Origin of the sequence: Paracoccus alcaliphilus (assembly GCF_028553725.1) — a bacterium.
In the GTDB taxonomy this organism is placed as follows: Bacteria; Pseudomonadota; Alphaproteobacteria; order Rhodobacterales; family Rhodobacteraceae; genus Paracoccus; species Paracoccus alcaliphilus.
Genome location: NZ_CP067127.1, coordinates 162,048 through 181,469, shown reverse-complemented (window position 1 = coordinate 181,469; position 19,422 = coordinate 162,048). Strand labels below are relative to the sequence as shown.

General features: G+C 65.3%; 16 protein-coding genes. 5 read left to right on the top strand and 11 right to left on the bottom strand.

The genetic code is table 11. The annotated features are described in order from the left end of the window. Nucleotides 1-14 precede the first annotated feature (14 nt). Nucleotides 15-1,598 (top strand): ABC-F family ATP-binding cassette domain-containing protein, encoded by a 1,584-nt coding sequence (locus JHW40_RS22950; protein ID WP_090610358.1) that lies wholly within the window; start codon nt 15-17, stop codon nt 1,596-1,598. Between the two features lie 91 nt (nt 1,599-1,689). Here JHW40_RS22950 and JHW40_RS22945 read toward each other — a convergent pair whose 3' ends face one another. Next, nucleotides 1,690-3,084: a sensor histidine kinase gene (locus tag JHW40_RS22945; protein ID WP_090610359.1), complete on the bottom strand. Its 1,395-nt coding sequence runs from the start codon at nt 3,082-3,084 to the stop codon at nt 1,690-1,692. Beyond that, nucleotides 3,084-3,758, bottom strand: coding sequence for a response regulator transcription factor (locus JHW40_RS22940; protein ID WP_090610360.1), 675 nt, complete (start codon nt 3,756-3,758; stop codon nt 3,084-3,086). Before JHW40_RS22940 ends, JHW40_RS22945 begins: the two co-directional genes overlap by 1 nt. Before the next feature lie 151 nt (nt 3,759-3,909). Here JHW40_RS22940 and JHW40_RS22935 point away from each other — a divergent pair, with 151 nt between their 5' ends. Further along, complete coding sequence (locus tag JHW40_RS22935) at nt 3,910-5,007, top strand: Bug family tripartite tricarboxylate transporter substrate binding protein (protein WP_090610361.1); 1,098 nt, start codon at nt 3,910-3,912, stop codon at nt 5,005-5,007. On the opposite strand, the gene JHW40_RS22930 is transcribed toward JHW40_RS22935, so the two are convergent. Continuing rightward, nucleotides 4,991-5,980 (bottom strand): D-2-hydroxyacid dehydrogenase family protein, encoded by a 990-nt coding sequence (locus tag JHW40_RS22930; RefSeq protein ID WP_090610362.1) that lies wholly within the window; start codon nt 5,978-5,980, stop codon nt 4,991-4,993. The genes JHW40_RS22935 and JHW40_RS22930 overlap by 17 nt on opposite strands. A gap of 25 nt (nt 5,981-6,005) precedes the next feature. Continuing rightward, nucleotides 6,006-7,052, bottom strand: a complete 1,047-nt coding sequence (locus tag JHW40_RS22925; protein ID WP_090610363.1) for an AbrB family transcriptional regulator — start codon at nt 7,050-7,052, stop codon at nt 6,006-6,008. Nucleotides 7,053-7,141: 89 nt separating this feature from the next. Between JHW40_RS22925 and JHW40_RS22920 the strand changes: the two genes are divergently transcribed. The 3 genes from JHW40_RS22920 to tcuB are packed head-to-tail and all read left to right on the top strand — an operon-like array spanning nt 7,142 to nt 10,282. Continuing rightward, entirely contained in the window at nt 7,142-7,810 is a 669-nt protein-coding gene (locus tag JHW40_RS22920) for a GntR family transcriptional regulator (protein ID WP_090610364.1), read from the top strand. Continuing rightward, a complete protein-coding gene (tcuA, locus tag JHW40_RS22915; protein ID WP_090610365.1) occupies nt 7,807-9,204 on the top strand; it encodes an FAD-dependent tricarballylate dehydrogenase TcuA in 1,398 nt (465 codons plus the stop codon). The genes JHW40_RS22920 and tcuA overlap by 4 nt, the downstream gene beginning before the upstream one ends. Beyond that, nucleotides 9,194-10,282 (top strand): tricarballylate utilization 4Fe-4S protein TcuB, encoded by a 1,089-nt coding sequence (tcuB, locus tag JHW40_RS22910; RefSeq protein WP_090610366.1) that lies wholly within the window; start codon nt 9,194-9,196, stop codon nt 10,280-10,282. Before tcuA ends, tcuB begins: the two co-directional genes overlap by 11 nt. A 137-nt stretch (nt 10,283-10,419) precedes the next feature. Here tcuB and JHW40_RS22905 read toward each other — a convergent pair whose 3' ends face one another. The 7 genes from JHW40_RS22905 to JHW40_RS22875 form a co-directional block, all read right to left on the bottom strand. Beyond that, the gene (locus JHW40_RS22905) at nt 10,420-11,535 is read right to left on the bottom strand and encodes an ATP-binding protein (RefSeq protein WP_139208096.1); all 1,116 of its coding nucleotides are present in this window, start codon (nt 11,533-11,535) and stop codon (nt 10,420-10,422) included. Between the two features lie 236 nt (nt 11,536-11,771). Further along, entirely contained in the window at nt 11,772-12,857 is a 1,086-nt protein-coding gene (locus JHW40_RS22900) for a 4-oxalomesaconate tautomerase (RefSeq protein WP_090610368.1), read from the bottom strand. Nucleotides 12,858-12,933: 76 nt separating this feature from the next. Further along, nucleotides 12,934-14,931 carry a tripartite tricarboxylate transporter permease gene (locus JHW40_RS22895; RefSeq protein WP_090610369.1) on the bottom strand — a complete coding sequence of 666 codons (1,998 nt, stop codon included), beginning with the start codon at nt 14,929-14,931 and terminating at the stop codon, nt 12,934-12,936. A gap of 215 nt (nt 14,932-15,146) precedes the next feature. Next, entirely contained in the window at nt 15,147-16,247 is a 1,101-nt protein-coding gene (locus tag JHW40_RS22890) for a Bug family tripartite tricarboxylate transporter substrate binding protein (RefSeq protein ID WP_090610370.1), read from the bottom strand. A 118-nt stretch (nt 16,248-16,365) separates the two neighbouring features. Beyond that, the gene (locus tag JHW40_RS22885) at nt 16,366-17,079 is read right to left on the bottom strand and encodes a transporter substrate-binding domain-containing protein (protein ID WP_090610371.1); all 714 of its coding nucleotides are present in this window, start codon (nt 17,077-17,079) and stop codon (nt 16,366-16,368) included. A gap of 1 nt (nt 17,080) precedes the next feature. After that, a complete protein-coding gene (locus JHW40_RS22880; RefSeq protein WP_090610372.1) occupies nt 17,081-18,208 on the bottom strand; it encodes an isocitrate/isopropylmalate dehydrogenase family protein in 1,128 nt (375 codons plus the stop codon). Nucleotides 18,209-18,246: 38 nt separating this feature from the next. After that, entirely contained in the window at nt 18,247-19,299 is a 1,053-nt protein-coding gene (locus JHW40_RS22875; protein WP_090610373.1) for an Ldh family oxidoreductase, read from the bottom strand. Between the last annotated feature and the right edge of the window lie 123 nt (nt 19,300-19,422).

Sequence of the window (19,422 nt, the reverse complement as noted above, 5' to 3'; positions counted from 1 at the left end):
AGAAGTTCTGTCCAATGCCTGCATCCGTTTCCCTGTCCGGCCTCACCTGGTCCACGCCTGACGGCACCCCGCTTTTCACTGACCTCAACCTGACCTTCGGGCCTGAACGCACCGGCATTGTCGGACGCAATGGCACCGGCAAGAGCACGCTTCTGCGCCTGATATCGGGCGATTTATCGCCGACTTCTGGTCAGGTTCAGGTAACTGGAACCATCGCCATGATGCGGCAGGATGCGATGGAGCGGCCCGATGATACCATCGCCGACCTGTTCGGAATGCGCCCCGCGCTGGACTTGCTGGACCGGGCAGAGGCAGGGCTGGCGAATGCCGACGAACTGGCTGACGCAGACTGGACATTGCCCGCGCGGATCGAAACCGCGCTTTTACGGTGCGGTCTCTCTGTCGGGCCGCAGACGCCGCTTGTGACGCTATCCGGTGGACAGCGCAGCCGCGCCGCCCTGGCCGCCCTGATCCTTGCAGAGCCGGATTTCCTGCTGTTGGACGAGCCGACGAACAATCTCGACCGTAACGGACGCGGGGCGGTGATCGACCTCGTCCGGGGCTGGACAGGGGGCGCGATCATCGTCAGCCATGATCGCGCGCTGCTGGAGGAAATGGACGCCATTGTCGAGCTGACCTCGCTGGGGGCGGCCCGATATGGCGGGAATTACAGTGCCTTCCGGCAACGCAAGGACGCTGAACTGGCGGCGGCGGCGCGCGACCTTGCCCATGCGGAAAAGTCCCGCGCTGATGCGGCGCGGCGCGCGCAGCAGGCGTCCGAGCGCAAGGCGCGCAAGGACAGTGCCGGGCGCCGGGCGCGGGCCAAGGGCGATCAGCCGAAAATCCTGATGGATGCCGCCAAGGGCCGGGCCGAAGCCTCGGGCGGCGCGGGCGTGCACCTGCGCGATGCGCGGCGCGAAGCGGCGAACGAGGCGCTGTCCGCCGCGCGCGAGAAGATCGAACTGTTGCAACCGCTGCGCATGGACATTCCGCCGACCGGCCTTGCACCCGGCAAGACGGTGTTGCGGCTGGATGGCGTGACCGGCGGATATGATCCCGCCCGCCCTGTGATCCGCGATCTGTCGCTGACTGTTACCGGCCCCGAGCGTATCGTCATTGCCGGGCCGAACGGCAGCGGAAAGACCACGCTTCTGAAGATCATCACCGGGCAGATTATCCCGCAACGCGGGCGGGTGAACCTGATGGTGCCGTTCGCGCTGCTGGATCAGCATCTCGGGTTGCTCGATCCGGCCCGCACCCTGCACGAGAATTTCCGGCGCCTGAACCCTTCCGCGAATATGCATACCGCCCATGCGGCACTGGCCCGGTTCGGTTTCCGTGCGGCAGATGCCTTGCGTCAGGCGGGCGAACTGAGCGGTGGCGAGCGCTTGCGCGCCGGTCTCGCCTGTGCCCTTGGGGCCATGCCACCGCCCGAGTTGCTGATCCTGGACGAGCCAACCAATCATCTTGATCTGGACGGCATCACTGCACTGGAGGCCGCGCTGACTGCCTATGACGGTGCGGTGCTGGTCATCAGCCACGACGAGGCATTCCTTGGATCGCTTGCACCGGGCAGAACGGTTCATCTGGGGAAGTGATGCAGCGCCGGCCGCCGCAGGTTTTCATTTTTTCCGGCAAGTGATGCTGACGTCTGTTCAGGATATAGGCGTTCAGAACATGCAGGTTCCGTCACGTCTTCTGCATGTGCGTCAGCGGCAGGGTGATGGCCAGCACGCAGCCGCTGGCCGAGGGCTCGATTCCGACCGTGCCGCCATCGTTGTGGATGATGGCCCGCACGATCGGCAGGCCCAGTCCGCTGCCGCCGTCATCCTCGCTGGACAGGCGGACAAAGCGTTCGAACACCTTTTCGCGCATGTCGGGCGGGATGCCCGGACCCTGATCGGCCACTCGCAGGACGGCGCAGTCCCCTGCCCGGCCCAGACGCAGCGAAAGCCCGGATCCCGAAGGACAGCCATAGCGCAAGGCGTTGTCGATCACATTGTCGATGGCCTCTTCCAGAAGGATCGCGTTGGCCCGCACCGGCAAGGGTTCGTCGGCGTCGTCCAGCGTCACCTCGACCCCCCGGCGCAGCGCGCGCGGCACATGGCGGCGGGCCACGTCGCCGACCAGCTGGCCGAAATCCACCGCCGCCGAATGACCATCGTCGGGGCCCATCGTCGCCGCATCCAGACGCAAAAGCTGCTGGCTCATCCGCGACAACCGGCGCGCCGCCAGCGCCAGATCGTTCAGCCGCTGATCGCGGTCCAGATCGCTGCCGGCCGCCAGCGCGGATTCCGCCTGCGCCTGGATCGCCGCCACCGGGTTGCGCAGCTGATGGGCGGCGTTCGAGATGAAGGCATTGCGCCGCTCCAGTTCCTCGGACAGGCGCAGGAACAGCGTGTTGATCGTCCTGACCAGCGGCTCGGCCTCGGGCGGCACGCTGCGCCGGATCGGATGCAGGTCGTTGGTGGTGCGCAGCGCGACCGCATCGCGCAGGCGGGTCAGCGGCGCAAGCCCGCGGTCGATGCCGTGCCAGACCAGTGCCGCCGCCGCCGCCACCAGCAAGGCCAGCACCGCCGCCGACTGGGCCAGCATGGTCATGCTCAGTTCCTGCCGCCGCGTGACCGTCTGCCAGACATGAATCGAGGTCCAGCCGTCCATTTCGGGATCGACGATATGTTCCAGCAGCGCCACGACCCGCACCCGCTCGCCGCGATAGACCGCGTCATAGAAGATCGGCGCGCCCAGACCCGGCTGCATGTCCGACGGCGGCGGGGGCGGATCGGAATAGCCCGCGACGAACAGCCCGCCCGAGGCCACGACCTGATAATAGATCGGGCCGCCAATCGCCCCCACCAGCGAATGCAGCAGCGCCTCGGGCAGGATATTGCCGCCGCTCAGCACCGATTCGCGCGCGACGGCATGGGCAACGACGCGCAGCGTGTCGTCATAAAGATCCTGCGACATGTCGCGCGCCATCCAGTGCAGCACCATGCTGGCCAGCAGCGCCACCAGCGCCAGCGGCGCGATGATCAGAACGAACAGCCGGGAGCGCAGGCTGATAAGCCTCAGACGGCGGCGCATCAGGCCGCCCCGGATGTCTGCAACATATAGCCAAGACCCCGGATCGTGCGGATCGTCACCCCATAGCGGTCGATCTTGCGCCGCAGCCGAGAGATCAGCAATTCGACCGCGTTCATATCCACATCTGCGCCGGTGCCATAGATGCTGTCGCACAGCGCCGATTTCGACAGCACGCGCTCGGCCTGGTCGAACAATGCCTCCCACAGCGCCATCTCTCGCCGGGTCAGGTCCAGCATCCCGTCGGGTGCCATCAGCCGCTGGCCCAGCCGGTCATAGGAAAGATCCCCGATCCGTTCCGGCGCCTGACTGCGTTTGCCGCGCCGCCGCCCCAGCGCCCGCACCCTTGCGCGCAGCTCGGCCATCTCGAACGGCTTGGTCAGATAGTCATCCGCCCCCGCGTCCAGCCCGGCGACGCGGTCGCTGAGGGCGTCGCGGGCGGTCAGCATCATCACCGGGATCTCGCCCCCCGCGGCAACCAGCCCGCGCACCACGTCAAGCCCGCTCATCCGCGGCAGGTTGATATCGACGATGGCCAGATCGGCGCCCTCATCGGCCAGAAACTGCGCCCCGTCCGCCCCATCGGCCAACCAGTCCACCGAATGGCCATCCTGCCGCAGCGCCTGTTCGACGGCGCGCGCAAGAATCTGGTTATCCTCGATCAAGACGATCCGCATGGGCAGCTACCGGGTGGTGGCGGGGCAATGCTGAATACTGCGCTGCCCGGTCCCGGCAGGCAAGGGGCAGACCATTCGGGGGTGGCCTGCCGGCCCCGCTGACCCTACAAACGGACAGGGGAACCGAACGGCTGTGGGGGAGGAATGCCGGATGGTAAGGCTTGCCGGATCATGTTTGCGGGCGGCTGTCGTGGCGCTGAGCCTGTTGGCCGGGGCCGCACATGCCGAGGATTCGCAGCCTTCGCCGATCGGTCAGGAAATCGACTGGATCATCCCCTTCAGCGCCGGGGGCGGGTCCGATACCTGGGCGCATTTTCTTGCCCCCTTGCTGGCACGGCATCTGCCGGGCAATCCGCAGGTCAATATCGTCAACGAGGCGGGCGGCGGCGGAACCCGTGGCGCCAATATCTTCGCCGCGCGCGCCGAGCCGGACGGGCGGATGATCCTTGGCACCTCGGGTTCGACCCAGTTCCCCTATCTGCTGGGCGATTTCCGCGTTCATTACGATTACGAGGACTGGACGGTTCTGGCGACCTCGCCCACCGGAGGGGTGGTTTTCGTCTCGGCCGGGCTGGGGCTGGAATCGTGGCGCGATATCCGGAAGTTGCGCGACCGGCGGCTGGTCTTTGCCAGTCAGGGGCCGACCTCGCTGGATCTGGTGCCGTTTCTGGCCTTCCGGCTGCTGGGCCTCGAAGTGCAATATGTCTTTGGCTATACCGGCCGCCATGACGGCCTGACCGCGATGATCGAAGGCGACGTCAATATCGACTATCAGACCACCGCATCGGTGCTGCGCAATTTGATGCCAGCCTTCCAGTCGGGCGATCTGGTGCCGCTGATGTCATGGGGCGTGATGGGCCCGGACGGCCGGACGCAGCGCGATCCGACCTTTCCCGACCTGCCCACCGTCGAAGAGGTTTATGAACACCTTTATGGCCAGCCGCCGTCGGGCCCGGATTACGAGATCTATCACGCCTTCTTCATCGCCGGTTTTGCCGCCCAGAAGATGGTGGTGATCCCGTCGGACACGCCCGAACCGCTGCGCCGGATCTGGCTGGAGGCGTGGGGAAAGCTGCTGAAGGACCCCGATTTCCATGAAGGCGCGCCCGCGGCACTGGGTGTCTATCCGCTGCTGATCGGCGACGAGGCCGAGGATCTGGCGCGGCGCGCCCTGCGCATTGACCCCGATATCCGACGCCGGGTGCATCAGATCCTGGCCCGCGATTTCTCGATCAAGCTTTCGGAGTAGATTGCGCCCCTGCCCCGATCACACGGATCGGTGCGCCCGCCTTCCATGCCGCGATATCCTCGGCCATCTGGGTATAGAACAGCCGGAAGGTCTGTTCGCTGACATAGCCCAGATGCGGGGTCAGCAGCAGCCGGCCCGAATCGATCAGGTCGCGGTCGATCTGGGGCGCGTCCTGCGGCAGGGGTTCGATATCATGCACATCCAGCGCCGCCCCGGCAGGCCGTCCGTTTCTCAGCCCGTCCAGCAGCGCGGGCACCTGGATCACCGGCCCGCGCGAGGTGTTCAGAAACAGCGCCCCCGGACGCATCGCCGCGAATTCGGCAGCCCCGATCAGCCCCCGCGTCTCTTCTGACAGCACCAGATGCACCGAGACGATATCCGCCCCCGCCATCAGTTCGGTCAGGCTGGCGGCGTGGTCAACATCCAGCGCGGCGGCCTTTTCCGGCGTCAGGCTGCGCGACCATGCAAGGATCCGCATGCCGAAAACCCGCGCCAGCCGGGCCACCATCGCACCGATCCGGCCATAGCCGACGATCCCCAGCGTCAGCCCGGAAAGATCGCGCCCCATGCCGGTCTGCCAGCCCCCTGCGCTGGCCGAGTTGGCTTCGGGCACGATCCGCCGCGACAGGGCCAGCATCAGCGTCATGGTCAGCTCTGCCGTCGCGCTGCCACGCGATTCGGTGCCGCAGACCGTGATCCCCAGCCGCGCCGCAGCCGCCGTGTCGATCGACAGGTTGCGCGCGCCCGAGGTCACGATCAGCCGCAGATTCGGCAGGCGTTCAAGGATCGTGGCCGGCAGGGGCGTGCGCTCTCGCATCACGCAGATCACATTATGGGGCAGCAGCCGGGCAACCAGCGCATCGGGGTCGGAAATGGTGTCGCGAAAGACCTCGATCCGGTCTTCGCCGGGCCAGTCGGCATAGTCGCGGGCGATCCCCGCATAATCGTCAAGGACCGCAATCCTTAATGTCATCGGGTGCTCCTTCTGTTCTGGAGGATCATCTTGGTGATTTGCGCAGTTTCATCAACCTTGCCGCAACCGGGGCGCCGGTAATGACCAGCACGATCCGGGTCAGGTGGTGCAGGATCACGAAGCCCATATCGGCCCCGACCACCAGCGCCAGCACCGTCATTTCCGCCTGCCCGCCCGGTGCGAAGGCCAGAAAGCCCTCGACCGGCGGGGCCAGCCCGGTCAGCGTCACGAATTCGGTAAAGCCCGCTGCCAGCACCGCAAGGATCAGCACGAAGGCCAGCCCGGCCAGCACGAAACTGCGCAGTTCCAGCAGGGTGACGCCGACATAATTCACCCCGATACCGATGCCGATCAGCAGTTGCGCCGCCATGATCGCCTCGGCCGGGGGACGGAACTGGATGATACCGGCCAACGACAGCACCGCCGTCACGATCATCGGCCCAAGGATAGAGGCACCGAACAGCCCGATCCGCTCTCCTCCCTTCCAGCCGATCAGGGCCGCCGCCGCCATCAGCACCAGTTGCGCCGGTGGCAGATCCAGCACCGGGGCGCCGATGGCGCCGGTGGGGGGCGCGTCGTAAAGCCATGTCAGGATCATCGGCGCCAGCGTGACGATCACCGCCACCCGCGTCGCATGGATCAGCGACAGCGCGCGCGTATCGGCCCCGGCCTCTTCGCCAAAGATCACCATGTCCTGCAATCCGCCGGGCATCGCGGCATAATACGAGGTCACCGGATCGAAACCCAGCCAGCGGAAGAACGGCACCCCGATCACCCCGATCAGCCCCACATAAAGCGGAATCAGCGCCACGCTCATCGCCATCTGCGGGATCTGGTTGATCACTTCGGGCGTGATCGAGGCCCCGATGGCGACCCCCAGAATGGTGCGCGCACCGACCGAGACCTGCCCCATCCCCTTCAGCCTTGCGCCACCAAGTGCGGCAACCAGACAAAAGCACATCGGCCCGAACAGGAAGGGCAGCGGCAGACCGGCGACCGAAAACACGATCGCCCCGGCCAGCGCAAGGGCCAGCGTTCCCAGACGCGGCAGGATGGTGGCGGATGACGTCATGCGGCTTACCTCCCCAAGCGTTGACGATTATTGTATCCCACTGTATGCAACTGCGTGCAACATGCAAATCAACTCGCGAAGTTTCAGCCATGAGCGACGATCCGGACACACCGCAGGGCCAGACCGCCTATCGGCAGATCCTGTCAGAGATCCAGCAGGGCCGCCTTCTGCCCGGCGCGCGGCTGCGCGAAACCGAACTGGCCGAGCGTCTGGGCATCAGCCGCACCCCCGTACGCGAGGCGATTCGCCAGCTTGAGGCCGACGGGCTGGTCACCCATCTGCCGCGTCAGGGGGCCTCGGTGCGCGGGCTGGAATATGGCGAGGTGATCGAGCTTTATGAGATGCGGGCGGTACTGGAGGGCACGGCGGCCCGCCTTGCCGCGCGGATGGCCCTGCCCGTCGAGATCGAAGAACTTGTGGCGCTGAACGCCCAGCTGGCTGCGGCCCCGGTCGGGACGCCCGCGCAAGAGGCCAACCGCCAGTTTCACCGCACGCTGATCGACGCCGCGCGCAACCGGTATCTGCTGAAAACGGTCAGCGCCCTGCAAAAGACGCTGCTGATTCTTGGCCCGACCACACTGGCCGAACCCGAGCGGCAAGAGGGCGCGGTGTCCGAACATGCCGAAGTGATCGCGGCGCTGTCCGCGCGTGATGGCGACGCCGCAGAACTGGCGATGAAACGCCATGTCGAGGCCGCGCTGAAGGCCCGCATCCGGGGCATGCGCAACCGCGACATCCCATTGGAGGAAGCCGAATGAGCCACCGAACACCCCCCGACACATATGACATCGCTGTCGTCGGTGGCGGCAACGCCGCGCTTTGCGCCGCGATCACCGCTGCCGAGGCGGGGGCGCGGGTGGTCATTCTGGAAGGCGCGCCCGAACCCTATCGCGGCGGCAATTCGCGTCATACCCGCAATTTCCGCTGCATGCATCGGGGGCCGATGTCGGTGCTGACCGATGCCTATGGCGAGGACGAATATTTCGACGACCTGATGCTGGTCACAAAGGGCAAGACCGACGAACACCTGGCCCGCATGGCAATCCGCACATCGGAAGAATGCCTGCCGTGGATGGAATCGCATGGGGTGCAGTTTCAGCCTTCGCTGTCGGGCACGCTGTCGCTGTCGCGCACCAACGCGTTTTTCCTTGGCGGCGGCAAGGCGCTGGTCAACGCCTATTACAACACCGCCGAGGATCTGGGCGTCGAGGTCCATTACGATGCGCAGGTAACCCATGTCCATCGCGACGGGCAGAAGATCACCCATCTGGAGGCAGAGATCGCGGGCCAGCCGCAGGTGGTGCGGGCAAAGGCCTTCGTTCTGGCCTCGGGCGGGTTTCAGGCCGATATCGACTGGCTGGCCCGCGCATGGGGTCCGGCGGCGCGGAATTTCCTGATACGCGGCACGCCCTATAATCGCGGCGTGGTGCTGCGCGACATGCTGGATCAGGGCGCCGACAGCGTGGGCGACCCGACGCAATGCCACGCGGTCGCCATCGACGGGCGCGCGCCTAAATATGACGGCGGCATCGTCACCCGGCTGGACTGCGTGCCGTTTTCCATCGTGGTGAACAAGGATGGCGAGCGTTTCTATAACGAGGGCGAGGATGTCTGGCCCAAGCGCTATGCGATCTGGGGGCGACTGGTCGCGGCCCAGCCCGATCAGGTCGGCTTTGCGCTGATCGACGCGAAGTCCATCGACCTGTTCATGCCCTCGGTCTTTCCGCCGATCAAGGCCGACAGCATTCCCGAACTGGCGCAGAAGATGGGGCTGGACCCCGAACGGGTGGCGGCGACCGTGGCCGAATTCAACGCCGCCTGCCGCCCCGGCACCTTTCACCCGACCGAACTGGACGGGATGGCGACCGAGGGATTGCAGATCAACAAGACCAACTGGGCGCGACCATTGGATACGCCGCCCTTCTATGGCTATCAGCTGCGGCCCGGCGTGACCTTCACCTATCTGGGATTGAAGGTGTCCGATCAGGCGCAGGTCCAGTCCCCCGAAGGCCCAATCCGCAATCTGTGGGCCGCGGGCGAGATCATGGCCGGTTCAATCCTGGGCCAAGGCTATCTGGCCGGTTTCGGCATGACCATCGGAACCGTCTTCGGACGCATCGCAGGCAAGGAGGCCGCCGCCCATGTCGCTTGATTTCGCCCCCACCCAGCCGCTGACCGCAACCGAAGAGGCCCGCCGTCAGATCGAGATCTGCAACGCCTGCCGTTACTGCGAGGGGTTCTGCTCGGTCTTTCCGGCGATGACCCGTCAGAAGGCATTCGCCGATGGCGACCTGACCCATCTGGCCAATCTGTGTCACAACTGCCGGGGCTGCTATTACGCCTGCCAATACATCCCGCCGCATGAATTCGCGCTGAACATCCCCGCCGCTCTGGCCGAGGTGCGCACCGAAAGCTGGGAACGGCTGGCCCGTCCGCAGGCGCTGGCCCGCGCCTTTCAGGAAAAGGGTGTGGCCATGGCCGGGCTGCTGGTCGCCTCGCTGGCGGTGTTCTTCTGGGTGCTGGCTGCGTTCCGCCCCGAAAGCGGCGACGGTTTCTATGCCCATCTGGCCCATAACGCGATGGTGGCGATCTTCCTGCCCGCCTTCATCGCGCCGCTGGTGCTGATCGGGCTGTCCCTGCGCGACTATTGGCGCGAGACCGGCAGCGGGCGCATTCGGTTCGCGGACCTGCTGAAGGCGGGCGACATGGCGGGGCGGATGAAGAACCTCAACGGCGGGCATGGCGACGGCTGCAATTTCGAGAACGGCGACCGCTTCAGCCAGAAGCGCCGCATCCATCACCAGCTGGTCATGTGGGGCTTCCTGCTGTGCTTTGCCGCCACCAGCGCCGGCACGATCATGCATTACGTCTTTTCATGGCCCGCGCCCTATCCGTTCTGGGCGCCGCCGAAACTGCTGGGCGTTCCGGGCGGGATCATGATGGTGATCGGAACGATCGGGCTGGCGCTGATGAAGCTGAAGGCCGACCCGGAACTGGGCGCTAAACGGGTCTGGGGCGGCGAGATGGCCTTCATCCTGCTGCTGGGCGTGGTGGCCGCGTCGGGTCTGGCGCTTTACGCCGCGACCGGATCTGCGCTGGTCGGCCCGCTGCTGGCGCTGCATCTGGCCTCGGTGCTGACGCTGTTTCTGCTGATGCCGTTTTCCAAGATGGTGCACGGCTTTTTCCGCTTTACCGCGCTGGTGGCCGAGGCAGGCAAGAACAGAACCTGACCGACCCGCATGAACAGGAAAAGGGGTGCCACGGCCTAGCCCCTACGGTAAATGTTGATACGGTTTGGAACTTTGCGTTCTCAGCCCTGCGAGCAATGGAATGGACGAGCTTACGATGATAGTTCCTGTGCCCCGCCCTAAAGGTCGAGGGCCCCGACGATCTCGGCATTTTCCAGGGCATAGGCCCCATAGCCTGGGCGCCAGATGAAGCCCTTCTCCCGAAGAACGTCGAGTGCCTTCTGGATCGCGCCGAGCGAGGGCATCCGCCCGCCGTTTACTTCGGCTAGAGCGTGTCGCGTTTCAGCCGTGAATGGTGCAAAATCCGTGCGCTCTCGGGCGATACGCCGCAGGATAGCTTGCTGCAGATTTGAAAGCGCCGCAATTTCGGACCTGCGTGCTGCTTCCATCTGCGCTTTCCTGCGCTCTACGATCGCCTCGAGGGCAATGGGCGCCTCGACCGGTTCCAGAACCAGATCGCGGAGACACTCGATCAGCATCTCGGGCTTGCGGCCGAGCCTCTGGAAAGCCTGGTCCAATTCATCTACCGAGAGGCGATTGCCCTCGGACAGATGGGTGTTGACGCGGTCTGCAACAGCCTTGGAATATTCCTTCCCGAGAGGCGGAAAGTCCCGCACCTGCGCCCCGAAGAAGGGCGACTTCTGATCATAGACAAGGGCCGCAAGCTTGTCGCGATGCGATCCAGTCATGACGAGGTAGAGCTTCGGCTGGTCGGCGCCCGGCTTTTGGTTGACCGCGTCGCGCGCAGCCTTGAGCGCGAACATCGCAGAGATGCCATCCTCGCTTTCGAGCGACTGCTGGGCTTCATCCACGATCAGCACGACATCCCGCCCAGTAGCCGCAGCGAGGAGCTGCAGGGCATCCGAAGGGGTGCCGGTGAACTCCTCGGCAGACTTGAAGCTGATCGAAAAGCCGAGAATACCGATTCTGTCCACCGGCATGGATTTCTGGAACCTGCGGATCGAACTGGAGTGTTCCTCGAGTCCGGCGCGGATGCAGTCGAAGATCAGCGCCCCAGGATCGCGAGTCCGGTCCGCCCATAGGTCGACATAGAGGACGGTCTTGCCCTTGGACTTCAGCAACGGCGTAAGGTCGGTGCGGAGGAACGTGCTTTTCCCGGTCCGGCGCGGTGCCGCCAGAAACAGCCCCGAGAGGGATCCGACCAGTGGATCCGGGCTGAGCATTGCTGCTATGGTGTCGGCCATATCCGGGCGGGACACGAGAAGATCGGTCATCGGTTACTCCAACTTATCTTAACGAGGAGTAAGTTATTCCTATATCAGATAAGTTAGGGCAAGTTTCCCTGTTCCGCAAGAACGCAGGATCCAGAGAAGATACCGTATCGAGGCCGATAGGACAGGGTTTTTCAGCACGGTGGAGCCGCCCACATGGGGCGGTTCCAGCCAATATCAACATTTACCATAGGGGCTGGGTGCCTCGGCACCCCTTTCCATTTGCGGTTACCCAGCGTTCAGATCGTGTCGGCGGGAACAAACACCTCTCCGGTGAACAATTTGCGGGCGGTGCGGATCGCGCCTGCACTCAGCACCTGCAACCCTGCCCCCTGCCCCGAGGTGCGCAGCGCCACGTCGATCTGGCCCGAGGGATGCTCGATCAGGATTTCGCGGTCCTCGCCCTCGGGCCGGATCGCCAGCCCGTCCGAGACCGATCCCTCCAGCATCGCCACGGTCGAGACGCACAGCGCGCCGGTCACGGCAAAGGCGGCATGAGCCTTGTGCGGCACGAAATAGCGCGCGGCGATATGGCCACCATCCTTCGGCGCGGCAAGGATCGCCACCTTCGGGATCACCTTGCCGGTCACGTCGCCCAGCCCCATGCGGCGACCGGCCTCGAGCCGCATCGCCTCCAGCCGGGCGAAGAAGTCGCGGTCGGCGTCCAGCTCGGCCGGAGTCTCATAGCCGGTCTTGCCCAGATCGGCGGCGCGCAGGATCATCATCGGCACGGCCACGTCGATCAGCGTCACCTCGACACCGTCGATCTCTTCGCGGATATGGCCGCTTGGCAGCAGCCCGCTGGTCTTGGACCCCACGATATCCATGAAGTTCAGCCGCACGGCGGCGGCGGTGCCGGGTACGCCCGCGATGGCGGTGTCGCCGTCGTAATCGACGCCATCGCCATCCGTCGTCACCAGCGCCTCGATCCGGCTGTCGGTATTGACGTTATAGATGATGACCCGCGTCTCGGTTCCCGTCGCCGGGACCATGCCGCGTTCGATGGCAAAGGGGCCGACACCTGCAAGGATATTGCCGCAGGATGGTGCGGTATCGACCACGGCTTCGGTGACCGAAACCTGCGCGAACAGGTAATCCACATCCACCCCCTCGCGCGAGGAAGGCTGCACCATCGCCACTTTCGAGGTCAGCGTATCGGCGCCCCCGATCCCGTCGATCTGCCGCGCATCGGGCGAACCCATCACGGCCAGCAACACGCGGTCGCGCGCCCCGGGATCGGCGGGCAGGTCGGTTGTGCGGAAATAAGGGCCCTTGGACGTGCCGCCACGCATCAGGATGCAGGGGATGGCATATTGCCTTGCCATGAATGTTTCTCCTCCGGTTTGACAGAAATTGCCCGCGCGATTAGGCGCGGGCAATGATTTTGGTGACCGGCCCGTGTCAGATCAGCGGCCAGAACAGATAGTCGTAGAAGTGCCGCTGCAACAGGCCCTCGGGCATCACCATATTGAGCGCCCCGACCAATGCCATCAGGATCCCTGCGGCAGCGGCCGTAAGCAGCGCGATCTGAAGCCAGCCCGCCCTGGCGACGATGCGCAGGAAGGCGAAGAAAAGGATCAGCACCGCAAGGAAATAGCCCACCAGCGCGATCGTCGCGACGAAGGCCGCAAGCCAGCCTATATAGCCCAGCAGCGAAACCGGCCCGTCCTCGTCCTGGCGGTTCTGCTCTTCGGCGTCGAAAACGGCGCCGCTCTGACGGTTGCCCCGAAGCTGCGGCACCAGCACGAAGGCGCAGGCGACAAGCCCCGCGATAGCGATGCCCATCGGGAAGATCTTGCCAAGCGTCGTCAGGCCGATGGTATCGTAGATGGCGAAGGCGAAAAGCGCCACCAGCCCCAGGGTGAAGGCGTATTGCGGCCAGATCGGGTGGTCGTCGGAAACGGTGCCGCTGCCCTCGGTCTGGATCTTGCCGCCCTCGCCCTTGGTCGAGCGGATGCTGAGCCAGACCGACAGGATGATGATTCCCGCGATGATCAGGACGATCGGACGGGTGAAAAAGCTCCAGCCCGAGAATTGCAGCGCCTGATACAGATAGCGTTCGCCCTGCGTGGACAGCACGAAGCCGATCAGAAAGGCCGGGCGCGGCCAGCCGAAGCGGCGCAGCAGGATGCCGACGACCCCCAGCACCAGCAGCGTCACCAGGTCATAGAGCGAGCGGTTCGGCTGGAAGGCGGCGAACGAGATCACCATGATCATGAAGGGCGCGATCAGGGGATAGCGGATCGTGGTGATCCGGGCGACCGACGGCGCAAGCACGATGCAAAGCGCGGTCCCCATCACGTTGGCGACCGCCAGCGACCAGACGATCGTATAGGTCACGTCGAGGTTGGTGCTGACCATCGCCGGTCCGGGTTGCAGCCCGATCAGCACCATGCCCGCCAGGAAGATCGCCATCGAGCCCGAGCCCGGAATCCCGAACAGCAGGGTCGGGACAAGGCCGCCGCCCTCTTTCGACGAGGTGGTCGATTCCACCGCGATCACGCCGCGGATGTCGCCCTTGCCGAACTGGCTGCGGTCCTTCGAGGTCTGGATGACATGGCCATAGGCGATCCAGTCCACGACCGATCCGCCAAGGCCCGGGATCATGCCCAGAATCGCGCCCAGACCCGCCAGACGCAGCGTCAGCCAGCGATATACCCAGGTATCCCTGATCCCCTGAGCCCAGCCTTGGCCGAGGCCGGTGGCGCCGCTGGCGATCGAGCTGTTCTTGCGCAGCAGGTCGCCGATCTCGGGGATGGCGAACAGCGCCAGGCCGACGATCACCAGCGGCAGGCCGTTCATCAGGTAGAGCGAGCCGAACTCCATCCGGTATTCGCCCGTTGCCGGGGCCGCGCCGACCGCGCCAAGCGCAAGCCCGGCGGCGCAGGCCGCAAGGCCCTTGGCAAGGCTCTGCCCGGACAGGACGCCGACCATCGACAGGCCGAATATCGTCAGCATGAACAACTCGGCCGCGCCGAAGGACAGGATCAGCGGTCGCGCCAGAAGCACGGCAACCGTCAGCACCAATGCGCCGAACAGACCGCCGAAAAGCGACGCCGTGAAGGCCGCGCTGAGCGCCCGCGCCGCCTGACCCTTCTTGGCCAGCGGAAAGCCGTCAAGAATGGTCGCCTGCGAGGCCGATGAACCCGGAATCCCCATCAGCACCGATGCAAAGGTATCCGCGATTGCCAGAACCGGCAGGATGCCGATCAGCATGGCCATGGCCGAGCTTGGCTCCATGCCGTAAACGAAGGGCAGCAGAAGCGACATGCCCACGATTCCGCCCAGCCCCGGCAGGATGCCGACCACCAGGCCGACCAGGACTCCGACCAGCAGGTACTTGAAGTGTTGTAGTGTCAGCACCGTGTCGAGTGCCGAGAATATTGCGTCTATGATCATGGATCACACCCTGGATCTTACTGACATGAACAGCGTGTCACGATTGTTCCGCGCTCGATAGGCGCAGTCGCGACCCGCCGCTTGCTTGATGATATCCGGAATGTTCCGAACCGAGGGCGTCCTGCGCGAAACGGCAGGGTGGACCGGCGTATCCTGAACGAACGGCAGGAAAAGGCGGGCGCCGCGCCCCACGAAGGGCACGGCGCATTTCTGGTTCAGTTAAGCGTGACGTTATGATTTTCGCGCAGATAGTTCTGCACCCATTCGCGGGCTTCCGGGTCGATGGTGGTCGCCACGCGATAAAGACCGGCCACATCGTCACCGACCGCCTGCTCATAGTCGCCCAGGATTTCGCCGGCACTGGCGACCAGTTCCGGGTCGGCGACGGCGGCGGCGAAGGCCTCGCGATAGGCCTGGACGATCTCGGGCGGCGTCCCGGCGGGCAGCATGGCCGGCTTCTGCGCCGCAAAGCCCGAGCCGAAGAAGGCCATGTAGGCGTCGAAGGCCAGACCCGAGGGGGCATCGCCATGCATCATTTCATAGGCTTCGACGAAATGCGGAATGTCGGGGAACGAGGGATCGCGCTGCACGTTGCCCTGGGCGTCCAGAACACCCCACGAGAACAGCGGCACGACCGTGCCGTTATCCACCAGCGGCTGCACGTTGGTCAGATAGGCCGACGAGGTCTGATAGTCGATGGTCGCCTCGCCGCGTTCGAAGGCCAGACGGCCGTCGCCTCGCCCGGTCATGCCGAAGACATGGCGGACGTTCAGCCCCATCACCTCGAATGCCAGCATCGGCACCAGATCGAGCGAGGTCGCGCCCTGGCTGGCATAGACCAGTTCGCGATCGGCCAGCTGGCCCAGTTCGGACGCATTCTCGACCCCGAAGCTGGCGGGAATATAGACCACGCCGCCGGTCGGCGAGACCAGCACCGGCTCGAAAACCTCGTAGTCATAGCGTACGCGGGGATCGCCCAGCAGATAGGGGAACTGGGTCGAACCCGAGGTGCCCACAAGCTGCAACCCGTTCGGGCGGGCGCGGGCTGCGAATTCGTTCGTCCCGGTGATCGAGCCGCCGCCGGGGACGTTGCGGATGATCACGCTGGGATTGCCGGGCAGATGGCGCGACAGATAGGGCGCCAAAAACCGCGCCCAGACATCCGAGCCGCCACCTTCCGAGAATGGAATCGTCCATTCGATGTTCTTGCCGGAAAAATCGACCTCCTGGGCCATTGCTGGGGCGGCGAAAGCGAAGCTGGCAGCGACTGCGACCGAAGCGACCGCGGTCCGCACCTGGCGGAGCAGAGACGTCATTTATATTTTCCTCCCATTGCGTGGTGCGGCCGAAACCGCATCTCGTACCAGTTAGAACACACAAAGCTGTCAAAAAGCTGTCAGAATCGTAAATCCCGGCCCGAATCCTGAATCTGGCTCAGGCCACAGTGGCGCCCTCGGCCCGGTTTTCGGCGATCAGGCGCGCCACCAGACCACTGTCACGCGCCCCGGCCAGAAAGTCGTTCACGGTGGCGGAAACGGCCGGATCGCGCCCGGCCGGAACCCCCAGCGCCTGCCGGATCACCATGAAGCGGCCGGGCAGAAGCCGCAGTCCCGGATGCCGCGCCTGATCGGCCTCAAGCTGCTGGCGGATACCGGCGGCAACCTCGAACCCATTGGAAAGACAGAAATCCACCACCTCTTGCGAGGTTTTCGTGCGTTGAAGACTGGCCTGCGAGATCGTGCGGCTGAGGAACAGGTCATAGGCGCTGCCTTTGGCAACGGCGATCCGATGGCCGGGCCGGTCCACCTGATCGACCGAGACGATGGGCGATGCCTCGGGCACCAGATACCAGCCCTCGATCAGCACCCAAGGGTCCGTGAAACGCACCAGTGCGGCCCGCGCGGGGTCGATGGCGAAAAAGCCCAGATCGGCCCTGCCCGCCCCGATTGCCTCGACCGAGGCGGCGGCGTTCGGCACCGTCACAAGCTCAAGCGGCAGGCCCCGGCTTTGCGCGAATTCGCCGGCCAGATCCACGGAAATCCCCGCTGGCTGTCCGTCATACGCCGTGCGGGTCAGGATGGCATTGCCCATGTTGATCACCACTCGCAGCGTGCCGGTCGGCGCCAGCAATGCGTTGATCCGCTCCATGTCAGTCCTCCGTTCCGGTTCGGGCCAGCCCGTCGGGATCCAGCCGTTCAAGCGTTTCGACCAGCCGCGCGGTGAATGCGCCGGTGCCAAGCGGGCCGCCCATATCGCCGGTGCGCCATTCGGGAACCGCGATCACCCGGTCCACCGCCGTCTCGATCATCCGCGCGGCCTGTTCCAGCCGGGGATCGGCGCGGCGTTCGCCCAGCCATCGCAGCAGCATGGCGGTCGAGTTGATCAACGAGCAGGGATTTGCCCGGTCCTGCCCCGCGATCGAGGGCGCCGAGCCGTGCTGCGCCTGCGCCATCGCATGATCGGTTCCGGCATTCAACGAGGCCGCCAGCCCGATACTGCCCGCGATCTCGGTGGCCTGATCCGACAGAATGTCGCCAAACATATTGGTGGTGACGATGGTGTCAAAGGCGCTGGCATCGCGCACCAGCAACGCGGCCATCGCATCGACCAGCACCTCCTCGAACGCGACATCGGGGAAATTCTTCGCCACCTCGCGGGTGCATTGCAGAAACAACCCATCGCTGAGCCGCAGCACATTGCCCTTGTGCACCACGGTCAGCCTGCCGCCGCGCTGCCGCGCCAGCCGGAACCCGGCTTCGGCGATCCGCGTCGAGCCGTGACGAGTGACCTTGCGCATGGCGATGGCGACATCCTCGGTCGGCATATATTCGCCCGTGCCCGCAAACATGGTGCGGTCGGCGTAAAAGCCTTCGGTATTCTCGCGCACGATCACCAGATCGACCGGCACACCGCAGCGCGCCGGGAAATCGGGATGCGAACGCGCCGGGCGGATATTGGCGAACAGGTCCAGATGCCGGCGCAGATGGCCGGAAGGGTTGATCCCGCCCTCTGCCACCGGCGGGTAATCATTATGCGAGACCGGCCCCAGAATGATCCCGTCCGCCGCGCGGGCCTGTTCCAGCAGTCCATCCGGAAAGGTCGTGCCCTGCGCGGCCAGAGGGCACAGCCCGACCTCGGCCCGCTGGATGTCCAGCCCAAGGCCAAGGCGGCTGTCGATGGTGTCCAGAACCCTGATCGTGGCGCCGACGATCTCGGGGCTGATGCCGTCGCCATCAAGGATCAGCAGCCTTGGGGCGGAACGGGGCGTGTCTTGCATGGGCAGTCTCCGGTTATCGGGCAAAGGGCGTTCGGATTTCAGGCCGGGAAGGCTGCGCCGACCCGTTCGGCTTCGGCGCGCAGGGCGGCCAGATCCTCGGGGTCGATGCGGATGCCGTCGCGGCGGCGGGCCTGGGTCGTCCGTGCCTCGATCTCGCCGGGCAACAGGATCTCGGCCACGCCGGCGGCACGGGGCTGGTCCTTGGCACGGTGGCGCAAGGCCTCCATCCGCGTCCGGTATTCCTCGGGCCCGTCGAACAGGTCGGGCCGAAAGGCGATGAAGCAATGGCCCACATCCTGCGGCGCATCGAAATCATTGTATTGGTTGCCCACCGCCCCGCCGAAAGCCGCGCCCGACATCACACCCGCGACGATTTCCATCATCAGCGCAAGCCCCGAGCCCTTGGCCCCGGCCAGTGGCAGCACCACGCCCTCATAACCCTTGCGCGCATCGGTGGTGGGATTGCCCTCGGCATCCAGCGCCCATCCTTCGGGGATCGCCTCGCCCCGTGCGGCGGCCCGGCGCACCTTGCCCCGCGCCACCACCGACAGCGCCATGTCCAGCACGACCGGCTGATCGCCGCAGGGCGCGGCAAAGGCGAAGGGGCTGGTGCCAAGGAAGGGCTCTCGCCCGCCCCAGATCGGCATCGCCCGCGAAGCATTGGTAAAGACGAACGCGGCCAGCCCGGCATCGGTCGCCTGCAACAGGTAATTCGCGGCCATCCCGAAATGGGTCGAGCGGCGCACGAAGGTCATTCCCATCCCATGTTCGCGCGCCATTGCGGTCGCGCAATCCATCGCCTTCGTCGCCGCCACGAACCCCAGCGCGTCATCGGCGTCCAGCCGCGCGGCCACGGTCAGCACCTGCTCAAGACGCATGTCGGGCCGCGCCTTCACCAGCCCGCGCCGCAACCTCTCGGCATAGATCGGCACGCGCGACACACCATGCGAGGAAACGCCGCGCAGATCCGCCAGCACCAGGCATTCGGCCACACGTCGTGCATCCTGTGGCGGCACATCGTGGCCCCGGAAAATCGCTGCCACCAGTTCTGCAAGCTGCGCCTCGGTGAACACCCCGTCTTTGCGCGTCATCCCGCACCCCTCCTCTGTTGCCGATCATTTCTGCATTTATAAATCTGTAAATGCAATACCAATCTCGCAATGCCCGTGTTACAAGGCAACCGGAACAGCACCCGGAGTCCGCCCGACGTGACA